The organism is Pseudoxanthomonas beigongshangi, from assembly GCF_016820515.1.
GTDB classification, from domain to species: Bacteria; Pseudomonadota; Gammaproteobacteria; order Xanthomonadales; family Xanthomonadaceae; genus Pseudoxanthomonas_A; species Pseudoxanthomonas_A beigongshangi.
Genome location: NZ_JADHDV010000001.1, coordinates 25,610 through 38,505, shown reverse-complemented (window position 1 = coordinate 38,505; position 12,896 = coordinate 25,610). Strand labels below are relative to the sequence as shown.

Here is a 12,896-nt window from a genome sequence, read left to right as displayed (position 1 = left end):
CTTTGGTGTGGGAGCGACGTCAGTCGCGATGGCTTGAGCACATCGGAAACATCATCGTCGCGACCGACGTCGCTCCTGCAGGAGTCATATGGACGGAAACAGCAGCATCGCGTCGCCGTAGGAAAAGAAGCGATAGCGTTCGCGCACCGCGTGCTCATAGGCGGCGAACACGCGTTCCTTGCCGGCGAACGCCGAAACCAGCATCAGCAGGGTGCTCTCCGGCAGGTGGAAATTGGTGATCATCGCGTCCACGCTGCGGATGCGATAACCGGGGAAGATGAAGATGCGGGTCTCGCCGGCGAACGGTTGCAGTTGACCATCGCGCATCGCCGATTCCAGCGCGCGCACCACGGTGGTGCCCACCGCGATCACCCGCCCGCCGCGGGCGCGGGTGGCCTGGATGCGTTCGATCAGCGCCGCACCGACGTTCAGCCATTCGCTGTGCATCTGGTGCTGGCGGACGTCATCCACCCTCACCGGCTGGAAGGTGCCGGCGCCCACGTGCAGGGTGACGTGGCCGAATTCGACGCCGCGTTCGTGCAGCGCCGCCAGCAGCGGCTCGTCGAAATGCAGGCCGGCGGTCGGTGCGGCGACCGCGCCCGGCTCGCGCGCGAACACGGTCTGGTAGCGCTCGTCGTCGTCCTTCCCCGCTTCGCGCTGGATGTACGGCGGCAGCGGCAGGCGGCCAGCCTGCAGCAGCCAGCTTTCCAGCGCCGCGGGCACGTGGAAGCGCAGGCGGTAGAACTCGCCGTCCCGGCCCAGCACCTCGGCCTCGCCGCCGGCGTCCAGGGCAATCCTGCTACCGGGCTTGGGCGACTTGCTGGCACCCACCTGCGCCCGCGCCTCGTTGTCAGGCAACAGGCGCTCGATCAGGATTTCGACCCGCCCGCCGGTCTCCTTCTGGCCGAACAGCCGGGCCGGAATCACCCGGGTGTCGTTGAACACCAGCAGATCGCCCGGCGCCAGCCATTCCGGCAGATCGCGGACCTGGCGATCGGCGAAGGCGGCGTCGCCCGGCGGCACCACCAGCAGGCGGCTGGCCGAACGCTCCGGCAGCGGCGCCTGGGCGATCAAGGCCTCGGGCAGGTCGAAATGGAAATCGGATTTCTTCACAGGGGGACGGCTCGGGGAAGCCCGCCATTGTAAGGGAGCCGGTCGCCACGGGCGTTTGCGTCCCCTGCCCGGCCCGCGCCGCCGTTCAGCGCTCGAACTTGGTCGACAGCACGATCGACGAGGTGGTGCGCTCGACGCCGTCAATCGCGCCGATCCGATCGGTCAGCAAATCCATGCCGTCCACCGATGGCACCACGCCCACCGCGATCAGATCGTAGGCGCCGCTGACCGACTGCAGCAGGCGCACCTCGGGCATCGCGCGCAGGGAGGCGACCACCGAGGTCATCTGCTTGGGATGCACGGTGATCATGATGTGCGCGCGGATGTGCCCGCGCTCGTAGTCATCGTGCACCCGCACGGTATAGCCGCTGATGACGCCCTCGCGTTCCAGCCGCTCGATCCGGCTCTGCACCGTCGTTCGCGACAGATTGAGCCGGCGCGCGATCTGGGCGGTCGAGGCGCGCGCGTTGTCGCGCAACAGGCTGAGCAGCAACTGGTCGGTCGCGGAGATCTTCATTTCAGGGCACTCGCCTCGTCGATTCGACGAAATCTACAGAAAATTCGTGCAAATCATAACTGTCAAACGACGAATTTATCCACATAATAGAGGTTTGCCATCCTTTCCGGAGAACACCATGGCCCTCCTCGACCTGCTCGCCCCCCTCCGCGCCCATGCGGGCAAGCGCCTGACCACCGGACTGGACGACGCTACCCTCGAGCGTTTCGCCGCCAGCCAGCCGGCCCTGGTCGCGGCCATCGAGGCCGCCGCCGCCGAACACGCCCGCCTGAAGGACGAATTCGCCGAGGTGCTGGATCTGGACGAGGAAGCGCAGCTGCGCGCCGTCCAGGCCGGCTACGTCAATTTCTATCCGGACGACGCGGTCAACCCGTACGTGGCGCTGGCCGCGCGCGGTCCGTGGGTGGTGACCCTCAACGGCGCGGTGCTGTACGACGCCGGCGGCTACGGCATGCTCGGCTTCGGCCATACCCCCGAGCCGATCCTGGCGGCGATGGCGCGGCCGCAGGTGATGGCCAACATCATGACCCCGAGCCTGTCGCAGTTGCGCTTCGACCGCGCCCTGCGCAAGGAAATCGGCCAGACCCGCGGCGGTTGTCCGTACGCGAAGTTCCTGTGCCTGAACTCGGGCTCCGAGTCGGTCGGCCTGGCCGCCCGCATCGCCGACATCAACACCAAGCTGCAGACCGACCCGGGTGCCCGCCACGAAGGTCGCGCGGTCAAGCGCGTGGTCGTGAAGGGCAGCTTCCATGGCCGCACCGAGCGTCCGGCCCTGTATTCGGACTCTTCGCGAAAGACCTACCAGCAGCACCTGGCCAGCTACCGTGGCGAGGATTCGCTGATCGCCATCGAGCCCTACGACGTCGAGGCGCTCAAGCGGGCGTTCGCCGACGCCGAAACCAAGGGCTGGTTCATCGAGGCGGTGTTCCTGGAGCCGGTGATGGGCGAAGGCGATCCGGGCCGCTCGGTGCCGCCGGCGTTCTACGCCGCCGCGCGCGAGCTGACCCGCCAGCACGGCAGCCTGTTCCTGGTCGACTCCATCCAGGCCGGCCTGCGCGCCCACGGCGTACTGTCGATCGTCGACTACCCCGGTTTCGAAGGCCTGGACGCGCCGGACATGGAGACCTACTCCAAGGCGCTCAACGCCGCGCAGTACCCGCTGTCGGTGCTGGCGGTCAGCGAACGCGCCGCCGGCCTGTACCGCAAGGGCGTCTACGGCAACACCATGACCACCAATCCGCGCGCGCTCGACGTGGCCTGCGCCACCCTGGAACAGCTGACCCCGCAGGTCCGCGAGAACATCCGCGCCCGCGGCGTCGACGCGGTCGCCCGCCTCGAGAAACTGAAGGACGAACTGGGCGGCCTGATCACCAAGGTGCAGGGCACCGGCCTGCTGTTCTCCTGCGAACTGGCCACGCAATTCAAGTGCTACGGCGCCAATTCCACCGAGGAATGGCTGCGCCAGCACGGCATCAACGTCATCCACGGCGGCGCCAACTCGCTGCGCTTCACCCCGCATTTCGCGATGGGCGCCGAGGAACTGGAACTGCTGGTGTCGATGGTCGGCCGCGCGCTGCAGGAAGGTCCGCGCAACACCCAGGCCGCGGCGGCCTGATCCTCCCGGATCGCGTTTTTCCTCGTGGGCGGACACCCCTGGCGGTGTCCGCCTTTTTTGCGCGCGGCTCGCGTAGAGCGGAGCTTGCTCCGCTGCCCGGGCTCCCCACCATCCCGCGCCGGCAAGTCCGGCGCTACGGCGTGCGCTTCGCCTCGTTGAACCGCACCATCACCGCCCGGATCAACGCCCTGGCCTCGGCGGCGTCGCCATAGCCGTTCAACCGGACCGGATTGCGCCCCCTGGGCAAATCCTTGTACACACGGAAGAACGCCTCGATGCGATCGCGCTCGATGGCGGGCAGGTCGGCGAGATCACGGATGCCGGCGTAGGTGGGATCCACCTTGTCCGTCGGCACGCCGATGATCTTCTCGTCGGTCTTGCCGTCATCGACCATCCGCAGCACGCCAATCGGCCGGAACCGGATCAGCACGCCGGGATGCAGCGGCTCGCGGGTCAACACCAGCGCATCCAGGGGATCCCCATCCCCTGCCAGGGTGCGCGGCATCGAACCGTAGTTGGCCGGATAGGCCACCGGCATAGACTGGAAACGATCGACGAACAGCAATCCTTCTTCGTTGATCTCGTACTTGGTGAAACTGCCGGCCGGTATTTCCACCGCCAGCACCGCTTCTTCCGGCACCTTCGGCGATTGCGCGGCCAGGAACGGGTGGACCACCGTATCGCCGGCCTGCGCCAGCGATGCGCCCATCAATCCCGCAAGCAGGACGACCGCGCGGCTCATTGTGCCGGCTTGCAGGCGGGCAGCTTCAACGCGCGGGCAATCGCCTGCCAGTCGAACGCGGCGACGGCCTTGTCGTCATCCACCGCGTAGAACACGCCTTCCGGGAAGCGCTTGTCGACGGTCTGATCGAGCCACACGCCGTCGGTGTTGGCGGTGCGCTCGCCGGTGAAGGCACCCAGGTGTTCCAGGCTGAGGCGATCGAACACATGGAACACGCTGCGATCCTTGAACTGATCGGTGGCGATCCAGAAGCCCGTGCCACCCGCGCACTGCGCCAGCGCCATGCCCTCGGCCTGCGCCTTGAACAGGTCGGCGCCGATGTCGCGGCCGCGATAGCGACCGTCCAGCCCGTACTCGCGCAGGCGGGTGCCGGTGGCGACGTCCTCTTCCGCCAGCAGCAGGCGATCGTTGGCGATATCGCCGAACACCGACTCGGCGATCCGGATCGCGCCGGCTTCGGAGGTGTCGCCGAAGGTGCCCGTCAATGTCGCCGCCCAGCCCTGCGGCACGCGCCGCAGCTGGTAGCGCTTGAACCGGCGATCCAGCTCCGCCAGCGGCGGCGGCACGTCCTCGTTCTGCGGCGACATGTAGTTGTCGCTGACGATGACCTCGTAGCTGTCCTTCTGCGGGCGAACCCACAGGCCATAGGGCTGCTTCAGGTCCTCGGCGCCGAAACTGAGCAGCGGCTGGAATCCCGGCAGCTGGAACAGTTGCACGCGATGGTTGTCGCGCTCGACCACCAGCACCAGATCGTCAATCACGGCGATGCCGTTGGGACGCTGGAGCTGGCCGGCACCCGTGCCCGGCCCCCCGACCGTGCGCAGGCGTTCGCCGCTGACACCGTCATAGACGATCAGCTGATCCGTCGCCTTGGCGGTGGCGATCAGCCAACGCTTGCCGTCCGGCGAGCGCCAACTGGCCGGCGAGTCGACGTTGTCGGCCGGCGTGTCGGCGGTCAGGAAAGCCTCGGGCACCACCACGTGCGGGATCTTCGCTTCGCTCAGCAGCGGATCCTTTTCCACGTTCTCGTCCGGCTCGCGGTCGGCCACCGTCGGCGCGACGCCGGCGCAGCCGGCCATGGACAGGATCGCCAGCAGGCTGGCCATTGCGTTCAAGCGGTGCGACATGCGTTATCCCCTGGAGCGGTTGACGGTCAACAAACCGCAATGTTCTACGCATCGATTATGACGTTTTGGTTGCATCTTCGAACGTTCGCCGACGTGCCATCTGATGGTCATATTGCCGCCATCTAAGCCCCGTAGAAATCGCCGTTTATCTTCACACGGGGAAAACACGACGATGAAACGCACCGCCCTGGCCATCGGCCTGTCACAGGCATTGCTCTGCGCCGGCATGATCAGTGCCATCCCGCTGGCGCGAGCGCAGGCCATGCCCGATGGCGGTGGCGGCGCGTCCGCCGTGCCGGCGGAGGACCCCAAGCAACTGGACACCATCGTCGTCCAGGGCGAAATCGCCTACCGCAACCGCACCGACGACATCTCCCCCACCCTGTCCTACGACCTGGAGTACTTCCAGCGTTTCGAGCCGAACACCGTGGGCGACATGCTCAAGCGCGTGCCCGGCGTGACCTTCGTCGGCTCGGACATCATGGAATTCGACGGCGCGATGATGCGTGGCATGGCCGCCGGCTACACCCAGGTGTTGATCAACGGCAAGAAGGTGCCCGGCGCCGGTGACGATCGCTCGTTCTGGGTGGACCGCATCCCGGCGGAAATGGTCGACCACATCGAAATCCTGCGCAGCAACAGCGCCAACCGCAGCGGCGACGCCATCGCCGGCACCATCAACATCGTCCTGCGCGACGCCTACGTGTTCGACGGCAGCTACCTGCGAATCGGCGTCAATCGCTGGTACGACGGCGAGGTGAACCCGACCTTCGGCGCGGTGACCAGCGTCGACGCCTTGGGTGGCCGCCTGCTCGCCGGCATCAACGTGCAGGACCGCTACCGCTCCAAGGTCAAGCGCTCGGACCGCTTCGCCGACCCGTCCCGGCAGGAACTGGTGAGCTGGGAAGACCAGACCGAGGTCAAGGACGGCCGCGACTACTCGGCCAACGTGTCGTACACCGCCGACGTCGGCGAAACCGGTCGCATCAGCATCGACGGCTTCTACGTCAAGACCGACCGCGACGTCACCGAGGTCTCCCATGAAGTGGAGTACGACGACGAAGACGTCATCGACTCCCGCGTGCCCGGCTTGAATCCGATCGACCAGCGCAACTGGGGTATCGGCACCGAGTACAGGTTCGACATGGCCGGCGGCACCACCGAGTTCGACCTCGATTACGCGCGCTTCGAGGACGACAGCGCCGTCAGCGAAGAAAAGCACGAGTACGTGAACGGCGAATGGGACGCTTCCGAAGCCGAATCCCAGGCCGTGGACGCCAAGGACACCGAGACCAGCTTCAAGATCGCGCACAAGCGCCCGGCGGGCGGCGCCGAACTCGAATTCGGCGTGGACTGGCGGCGCAAGAAACGCGACGTCACCTACACCAACTACGCCTGGGAAGCGGAGAATGAAGGCGACCCGGTGGCCTATGAACCGGACGGCGTCATCGGCTCGCTGATCGAGGAAACCCGTGTCGACCCCTACCTGATGCTTTCGGGCAAGGGCCAGGCGTTCTCCTGGGAAGCCGGCCTGCGCTACGAAACCACCCGTTCGGACATCCGCTACCAGGAGGACGGCGACGTCGCCGGATCCGCCAGCAAGGACTACAACGAACTGTTGCCCTCGCTGCACCTGAAGTGGGATCTGGATGAAGCCACCCGCATCAGCCTGTCGCTGGCCAAGAGCGTGAAGCGCCCGAACTTCAACGAGCTGATTCCCGCCCTGCTGGACGGCGAGTACGGCGATAACGACTACATCGGCAATCCGGAACTCGAGCCGGAAACCGCCAACGGCATCGACCTTGGCTTCGAGCGCCGCCTCGGCAAGCATGGCGTGGTGGGCTTGAACTTCTTCTACCGCGATGTGAAGAACCTGATCGAACTGGTCAACACCGGCGAACTGAGCGAGGACGCGCAGGACAAGTACGCCGAGGACCTGGAGGAATTCCTGGCGGAGAATCCCGGCGCGACCGAGGACGATTTCCAGTTCGACGCCGAAAGCTGGCTGTTCACCTCGGCCAACGTCGGCGACGGCAAGGTCTATGGCGTCGAGTTCGATCTGTCGACCCCGTTGACCGCGCTGGGCATGCCGAACACCGGCGTGTTCCTCAACTACTCCTACCTCAACAGCAAGGTCACCGATTTCATCGGCGAGCGCCGCTTCAACGACCAGGCCAAGAGCGTCTACAACGTCGGCTTCATCCAGGACCTGCCGTCGCTCGGTGCCAGCTTCGGCGCCACCTATCGCAAGCAGGGCGACGCCTTCAGCCGCATCCTGGCCGAGGAAGTGACCGTCAAGTACGGCGACGATCTGGAAGTGTTCGTGGAGAAGCGCTTCGGCAAGACCATGTCGATGCGCCTGACCGCCGCCAACCTGCTGGACGCCTCCAAGGACGAGTTCTTCCACAAGTTCGACAACCAGGCCGACCAGATCGATCGCGACTACGACGAATACGAACTGGAAACCGAGGAAGCCGGACCGAGCTATCAGCTGGTCATGCGCTGGGCGTTCTGAGCACGGCCCTCCCCGTGCCCAGTGGAAGCCGGCGCAAGCCGGCTTCCTTTTTTGTGGGACGGGCGGGTTTGATGCAGACTTCCGCCACCCGTCATCGCCGCAGGCCGCCATGAAGACCGTCGAAGTCCGCCACCCCCTCGTCCAGCACAAGATCGGCCTGCTGCGCGACGCCTCGCTCAGTACCAAGGGCTTCCGCGAACTGGTGACCGAGCTGGGCACCCTGCTGGCCTACGAGGCGACGGCGGATCTGGAAACCGAGGAAGCGACCATGCCGGGCTGGGCCGGACCGGTCCAGGTGCGCAAGATCGCCGGCGCCAAGATCACCCTGGTCCCCATCCTGCGCGCCGGCCTGGGCATGCTGCCGGGCGTGCTGGCGCTGATTCCCGCCGCCAAGGTCAGCGTGGTCGGCTTGCAGCGCGACGAGGAGACCCTGCAACCGGTGCCCTACTTCGAACGCCTGACCGGTCGCCTGGACGAGCGTGACGCGCTCATCCTGGATCCGATGCTGGCCACCGGCGGCACCCTCATCGCCACCATCGACATGCTCAAGCGCGCCGGCGCCAAACGCATCAAGGGCATCTTCCTGGTTGCCGCGCCCGAGGGGCTGGCCGCGCTGGAAGCGGCCCACCCCGACGTCGAGGTCTATACCGCCGCCATCGACAACCATCTGAACGACAAGGGTTACATCCTGCCTGGCCTCGGCGATGCAGGTGATCGGATCTTCGGCACCCGCGTGGGCTGAGCCGAAGCCCAGGCTGCGCGGATTCTCCCGGATTTGCATCGTGCCCCGGAGCGGACCAAGCTCCGCTCCACAACCCGCGTAGAGCCGAGCTCGCTCGGCTCCTCTGGATGCTTGGCACGTCCGAAGCGGAGCAAGCTCCGCTCTACAGCCCGCGTAGAGCCGAGCTTGCCCGGCTCCTCCAGACGTCTGGCAAGCCCGAAGCGGAGCAAGCTCCGCTCTACGCGTCGGCTGGCCATTCGCAATACCAGTGCGGATAGTGATCCAGTCGTTCCACCAAACCACGGCGCAAGGGGTTGCGAACGATGTAGCGCGCCTGCGAACGCAAGTCTTCATGACTGCGCACCCGGTGATCATGGAAACCAGCCTGCCAGACAGGTCCCGCGCGCCCGACGATTTCGTTGACCACGCGTGCACTGCGTGATTTGAATGCCTGCAGACATTGGCTGATGGAGCCGTCACCAAGCTCGAACAACCAGTGCACATGATCGGGCATCACCACCCAGGCCAACGACCTGAGCCGCTCTTCGTCCTCGCAACGCTTCAATTCGCCTGCAATGCAATGCGCCGGCCGAGGCTCGCGGAACCAGGGCGTCCGGCTGGCCGTCACCACGGTGACGACGTAGTACGCGCCCTTCTCCGACCATCTTCCCTTGTTCAATGCTGGACTTGCCATGACCGAAGCATGGCGTGGTCGCCTCATCGCCGCCGTCGGAACAAGCTCCATCGACGTGTCGGATTCAAACGTTGCGCGTTGTAGCGGGATCCCTACGGATGACGTCAACCACGTAGAGCCGGGCTTGCCCGGCTCCTTCATGACCTGCTTCTCGCGCGAAGCGGAGCAAGCTCCGCTCTACGTCATGCGGCCAGCGGACGGGCGCGCAGCTCCGGTAACTCGTGCGCCACGCCGAACTTGCCGCGTTCGTCGCGAGTGACCTGGGCCAGCGCGCAATCGGGATCATGGGTGAAGAACAGGTGCACGTTGCGGGCCAGCTTGTCTTCCAGGAATGCGCGCTTCTCGTCGATCAGCAGTTCCGCGTTGCGGTCATAGCCCATCGTGATCGGCACGTGCACCCAGGAACGTCCGGGAATCAGATCGGCACAGAACACCACGCCGCCATGCGGCGCGCCATCCACGCGTTCCGGACCCACCACTTCGGCCAGCATCAGCCCCGGCGTGTGGCCATCGCTGAAACTGAAGCGCACGCTGTCGCCCAGCGCGCGCGAATGTTCGCCGTCCACGAGCTCGAGCCGGCCGCTGGCCTCCAGCAATCCCTGCAACTCGGGAATGAAGCTCGCGCGATCGCGCGGATGCGGCTTCAGCGCCCGCTGCCAGTGCGCCTTGCCGACCACGAAGGTGGCGTTGGGAAACAACAGTTCCGGTGCCTGGCCTTCGCTCCACGGCGCCAACAGTCCACCGGCGTGGTCGAAATGCAGATGGCTCAGCACCACCACGTCGATGTCGTCGTGGCCGAAGCCGGCTTCGCGCAGCGAGTCCAGCAGGACATGCCGCTCCTCCTGCACGCCGAAGCGCTCGCGCATCTTCGGATCGAAGAACGCGCCAATGCCGGTTTCGAACAGCACGGTCTTGCCGTTGAGCGGGCTCGCCAGCAATGCGCGGCAGGCCAGCGGCACCCGGTTCTGTTCGTCGGGCGCCAGCCATTTGGACCACATCGCGCGCGGCGCGTTGCCGAACATCGCGCCGCCGTCGAGCTTCTGGGAATTGCCGAGAATGGACCAGAGTTTCATGGCACCGATTGTACGCCGGTGCGCGTGTAGAGCCGAGCTTGCTCGGCTGGATGGTCTCCAGCCCGCCCAGCAGCGGAGCAAGCTCCGCTCTACGGATGGGATCCTTCTCAGCGCGTGGCGGCTTCGCCCAGTTCGACTTCAGCCTTGCCCACCGGATTGCGCGGATCCGCGCCACCGGTGAGGGTGTTAGCCTTGCGATCCCACAGCACGGTCTGCAGGTTGCCCCAGACGTGGCTGGAACCGCGACCGCCGGCGGCGGTGTCGCCGGGCAGGTCGACCTGGTGGCCCATCGCCCGCAGTGCCTCGGCCACCTGCGGGCTGAACGCGCCGCTTTCGGCGGAAATCACGTCCGGCAGCCATTGGTGATGGAAGCGCGGCAGCGCGGCGACCTGTTGCGCGCCCAACCCCTGGTCGTAGCCGAGCATGCCCAGCAGGACCATGGTGATGATGCGGCTGCCGCCGGGCGTGCCCAGCACGGCGATGCGATCCGGCGACTCCATGAAACTGGGCGTCATCGAACTGAGCATGCGCTTGCCCGGCTTGGGCGCGTTGGCCTCGAAGCCCATCACGCCAAAGGCATTCGGCGTGCCGGGCTTGAGCGCGAAATCGTCCATCTCGTTGTTGAGCAGCACGCCGGTGCCGGGCGGAATCAGGCCCGAGCCGAACAGCAGGTTGACCGTCTGGGTGGCCGCGACCCGGTTGCCCTCGGCGTCGATGATCGAGAAATGGGTGGTTTCCTCGTCTTCCAGCGGCGTGGGTTGGCCCGAAAACAGGTTGCTCGGCGTGGCCTTGTCCGGATTGATGGTCGCGCGCAGACCGGCGGCGTAGTCGCGGCTGGTCAGCGTCTTCAACGGAATCTCGACGAAATCGGGATCGCCCAGGTAGAAGGTGCGATCGCGGAAGGCGCGGCGCATCGCCTCCACCGTCAGGTGGGTGCGGTGCGTTTCATCGAGCTTCGCCAGGTCCCAGCCTTCCAGGATCTGCAGCATCTGCGCCACCGCCACGCCACCGGAGGATGGCGGTGGCGCGGTGGTGATCTGCCAGTCGCGATACTTGAACTTCAGCGGTTCGCGCTCGCGCACCTGGTAGGCGGCCAGTTCGCCGGCGGTCCAGCGACCGCCTTCGGCCTTCACGCCCTTGATCAGCTTGCCCGCGATCTCGCCCTTGTAGAAACCGTCGTGGCCGCGCTCGGCCAGCAATTGCAGCGTGCGGGCCAGGTCGGGCTGCTTGAGGATTTCGCCTTCCTTGGGCGGATCACCATCGGCCAGGAACACCGCGCGGGTACCCGGGAAACGTTCCATCACCTCGCGGCGCGAGGCATAGCCACGCGCCAGCCGGCCATAGACGGGAAAGCCATCGCTGGCGATGCGGATGGCGGGGCCGAGCGAGGTCTCAAGCGGCAGCTTGCCGTAGTTCTTCGCCAGGTGGACCAGCGCGGCGGGCAGGCCGGGAATGCCGGCGGCCCAGGGACCGTTCTCGGCGCGATCGCGATTGAACTCGCCGTTCGCCAGCAGATAGGCCTTCGGCGTGGCGGCGGCCGGCGCGGTCTCGCGCGCATCGACGAACACGTCCTTGCCGGTCCTCGCATCGTGCAGCAGGAAGAAGCCGCCACCGCCGATGCCCGAGCTGATCGGTTCGACCACGGACAGCACCGACGATACCGCGACCGCCGCGTCGAAGGCGTTGCCGCCGGCGTGCAGGATTTCGAAGCCGGCTTCGGTCGCCAGCGCATGCGCGCTGGCAATGGCCGATCCGGGCGGATGGGTCGCCGCGTTGGCGACGCGCTGGCCGGCGTCGCCGGCATCGGTGGCATGCAGCGCGGGAACGAAAAGGGAAAGCGCAAACAGTAGCGCGGTGACTCGACGTGCTTTCACGACATCTCCTGACGGGTACCTGTTGGCGGCCCTCCCGCGTCAGCCGCCTTGCAGCCGGCGCAACTTGGCCAGCAGCTGCTCCTGGGTCTCAGGATACGCCGGATCGGGGTCGATGCACTCCACCGGGCAGACGACGACACATTGCGGTTCGTCATGATGGCCGACGCACTCGGTGCAGCGCGCCGGATCGATCACGTAGATCGTCTCGCCCATCGAGATGGCCTGGTTGGGACAGGCGGGCTCGCAGACATCGCAGTTGACGCAGAGTTCGTTGATCTTGAGTGACATTGCGGGGGACTTCTCGATTCCGGGAGCCCCGCTTTCGCGGGGGCGCGATGCCCCCGCAAAGGCGTGGCCGCGAAGGCGGCCACGCGCGGAGCCTGTTACTTGGCTTCGACGAAGACGTAGTCCACGCCGGCCGGGGCCACGGCCGCCTTGACGCGCTCGCCGTCGGCGGCTTCGCCGATGAAGACCACGCGCACGCCCTTCATGGTGTCGGGTTCGACGCCCTGGAACGAGGCGACCACCAGATCCGCCATGCGGGTGGAAGCGGAGGAACCGAACGCCAGCAGGTTGCCGCCGACGATGCCGCGCGCGATCGCGTTCTTGGCCTGTTCCAGCGAACGATCGTACTTGGCCTGGAACTCCGGATCCGATTCCGGCGGGAGGTAGTAGAGGAACGGGGTGTTGGTGATGGTGCCCATGTTGCGGGTCACCACCTCGGACAGATAGGTGCGCCAGCCGGCGTCATCGTCCTTGGCGGGAACGACCAGCGGTGCCTCGGCGGCCTCGACCGGCTTGGCCTCTTCCTTCTTGCACGCGGCGAACGGCACGACCAGGCAGGCGATCAGCAGCAGTCGTGTGGCGATGTTGGTCATGGTTCTGTCCCCTCAATGAGTCGATGT

General features: G+C 66.3%; 12 protein-coding genes. 3 read left to right on the top strand and 9 right to left on the bottom strand.

Annotated features, from left to right (window positions below; translation table 11 throughout):
- Positions 1–84 precede the first annotated feature (84 nt).
- Both queA and IQ458_RS00170 read right to left on the bottom strand, forming a co-directional pair.
- Positions 85–1,113 (bottom strand): tRNA preQ1(34) S-adenosylmethionine ribosyltransferase-isomerase QueA, encoded by a 1,029-nt coding sequence (gene queA / locus IQ458_RS00175; protein ID WP_183643353.1) that lies wholly within the window; start codon positions 1,111–1,113, stop codon positions 85–87.
- An 85-nt stretch (positions 1,114–1,198) separates the two neighbouring features.
- Positions 1,199–1,630 (bottom strand): Lrp/AsnC family transcriptional regulator, encoded by a 432-nt coding sequence (locus IQ458_RS00170; protein ID WP_141453627.1) that lies wholly within the window; start codon positions 1,628–1,630, stop codon positions 1,199–1,201.
- A 118-nt stretch (positions 1,631–1,748) separates the two neighbouring features.
- Here IQ458_RS00170 and IQ458_RS00165 point away from each other — a divergent pair, with 118 nt between their 5' ends.
- A complete protein-coding gene (locus tag IQ458_RS00165) occupies positions 1,749–3,245 on the top strand; it encodes an aminotransferase class III-fold pyridoxal phosphate-dependent enzyme (RefSeq protein WP_203321549.1) in 1,497 nt (498 codons plus the stop codon).
- Positions 3,246–3,378: 133 nt separating this feature from the next.
- On the opposite strand, the gene IQ458_RS00160 is transcribed toward IQ458_RS00165, so the two are convergent.
- Complete coding sequence (locus IQ458_RS00160; RefSeq protein WP_203321548.1) at positions 3,379–3,987, bottom strand: inorganic diphosphatase; 609 nt, start codon at positions 3,985–3,987, stop codon at positions 3,379–3,381.
- On the bottom strand, positions 3,984–5,114 hold the full coding sequence (locus tag IQ458_RS00155; protein WP_225562204.1) for an NHL repeat-containing protein: 1,131 nt from the start codon (positions 5,112–5,114) through the stop codon (positions 3,984–3,986). The genes IQ458_RS00160 and IQ458_RS00155 overlap by 4 nt, the downstream gene beginning before the upstream one ends.
- 172 nt (positions 5,115–5,286) lie before the next feature.
- On the opposite strand from IQ458_RS00155, the gene IQ458_RS00150 reads away from it, so the two are divergent.
- Positions 5,287–7,629 (top strand): TonB-dependent receptor plug domain-containing protein, encoded by a 2,343-nt coding sequence (locus IQ458_RS00150; RefSeq protein ID WP_203321547.1) that lies wholly within the window; start codon positions 5,287–5,289, stop codon positions 7,627–7,629.
- A gap of 109 nt (positions 7,630–7,738) precedes the next feature.
- Positions 7,739–8,371 carry a uracil phosphoribosyltransferase gene (gene upp / locus IQ458_RS00145; RefSeq protein WP_183643367.1) on the top strand — a complete coding sequence of 211 codons (633 nt, stop codon included), beginning with the start codon at positions 7,739–7,741 and terminating at the stop codon, positions 8,369–8,371.
- A gap of 217 nt (positions 8,372–8,588) precedes the next feature.
- On the opposite strand, the gene IQ458_RS00140 is transcribed toward upp, so the two are convergent.
- The 5 genes from IQ458_RS00140 to IQ458_RS00120 form a co-directional block, all read right to left on the bottom strand.
- On the bottom strand, positions 8,589–9,185 hold the full coding sequence (locus IQ458_RS00140) for an REP-associated tyrosine transposase (protein ID WP_203321546.1): 597 nt from the start codon (positions 9,183–9,185) through the stop codon (positions 8,589–8,591).
- A gap of 41 nt (positions 9,186–9,226) precedes the next feature.
- Positions 9,227–10,117: an MBL fold metallo-hydrolase gene (locus tag IQ458_RS00135; protein WP_203321545.1), complete on the bottom strand. Its 891-nt coding sequence runs from the start codon at positions 10,115–10,117 to the stop codon at positions 9,227–9,229.
- A gap of 107 nt (positions 10,118–10,224) precedes the next feature.
- Positions 10,225–11,934 carry a gamma-glutamyltransferase gene (gene ggt, locus IQ458_RS00130; protein ID WP_235996561.1) on the bottom strand — a complete coding sequence of 570 codons (1,710 nt, stop codon included), beginning with the start codon at positions 11,932–11,934 and terminating at the stop codon, positions 10,225–10,227.
- Positions 11,935–12,030: 96 nt separating this feature from the next.
- Entirely contained in the window at positions 12,031–12,279 is a 249-nt protein-coding gene (locus IQ458_RS00125; RefSeq protein ID WP_141453636.1) for a YfhL family 4Fe-4S dicluster ferredoxin, read from the bottom strand.
- Positions 12,280–12,374: 95 nt separating this feature from the next.
- A complete protein-coding gene (locus tag IQ458_RS00120; protein ID WP_183643375.1) occupies positions 12,375–12,869 on the bottom strand; it encodes a hypothetical protein in 495 nt (164 codons plus the stop codon).
- Positions 12,870–12,896 lie beyond the last annotated feature (27 nt).